The 1,062-nt window shown below is 57.0% G+C and carries 3 protein-coding genes; all 3 read right to left on the bottom strand.

Annotated features, from left to right (window positions below):
* Positions 1–236: hypothetical protein (locus FCN80_RS26085; protein WP_373880373.1), on the bottom strand; the 236-nt coding region annotated here is incomplete at its 3' end.
* The gene (locus FCN80_RS26090; protein ID WP_230492981.1) at positions 233–913 is read right to left on the bottom strand and encodes a phage antirepressor KilAC domain-containing protein; all 681 of its coding nucleotides are present in this window, start codon (positions 911–913) and stop codon (positions 233–235) included. The genes FCN80_RS26085 and FCN80_RS26090, both read right to left, overlap by 4 nt.
* Complete coding sequence (locus FCN80_RS27605) at positions 906–1,049, bottom strand: RusA family crossover junction endodeoxyribonuclease (RefSeq protein WP_373880374.1); 144 nt, start codon at positions 1,047–1,049, stop codon at positions 906–908. The genes FCN80_RS26090 and FCN80_RS27605 overlap by 8 nt, the downstream gene beginning before the upstream one ends.
* Between the last annotated feature and the right edge of the window lie 13 nt (positions 1,050–1,062).

Raw genomic sequence — 1,062 nt, forward strand, 5'->3', positions numbered from 1 at the left:
AGATGGCCAGCTGCCGCGATGACCTGTTCATCTGCAAAAAATCCGCGCAGCGATGCATCCTGAGCCAATTCCTGTTCGGTATCAGCCAGGGCGCCGACCGGCATCGATTTCATGAAATCCGGCTCATTGCTGATCAGTACCCGGCCGGACATGAACATCGGCAATACCTCGCTGCCCGGGCGGAACAGCACCAGCCCCAGCTCACGCTGTAGACACGGCGTCAGTAATGCCCTCACGCCGTCACCCGACCCGTCAAATGTTCGGCCCATAGCCCGGCTATCCATTTCACGCCTTTGGGTGTGAACCGGGCCTGGCTAAACGCGTAATTCGACGTATTCGTGGTGCCGGTCTTCACCTCGAACCGGCCGGCGTCGGTGTGCTGGTGGTGCGGTGTCAGGACATTGTTTAACCGATACATGATGTGGCGATCCAGCAGGAACAGGCGGAAATCCGGCTCTTTGGCGTTGAGCAATTTCGCCACCTGGCGGAACGACATTGAACCGGTAGCCGTCACGTACTTATCCACGAATTCAGCCTTCGGCGCCGCGGTGGCCAGTTGGTTTTCCAGCACCTGCTTTTGCTCTGCCAGGTCGGCCGCAAGTCGCAAGGCTTCCGGCAGAGATTGAGGAACGGTGATTTGCTTTTCCAATTCCTGCCAGCGATCCACTACGGCGGCGGTGAATTCAGGAGAAAGCCGGGCCACCAGCACCAGGGAATCGCGTTTACTGAACCGGTACTCGGTATAGCTGTTCCCATTGTGCTCGAAATCGAACTGCGCCAACGGCGCGGTTAAAATTCCAGCGGCGACCAATCGTTCAGCCGACCGCTTAACGTCACCGTGTTTGCTCTGAACAAGGGCGGCAATCTCCCGGCTCGACATTGTGATCGGTCCCGCCGTGATTGGGTTATGCATCAGCTACCTCCTGAATAAAATCACTGATCGTTATTTCCACCCGGCCACCAGCCACAACCGGTCCCCAACAAGCAGCGAGGCGTTTAACTTGACTGTCGTCTTTCCAGATACCTGCATGTGTGAGAGCGTCAAACAGGGCTTTGAAACAG

Source organism: Martelella alba (assembly GCF_005217455.1).
Classification (GTDB): Bacteria; Pseudomonadota; Gammaproteobacteria; order Enterobacterales; family Enterobacteriaceae; genus Acerihabitans.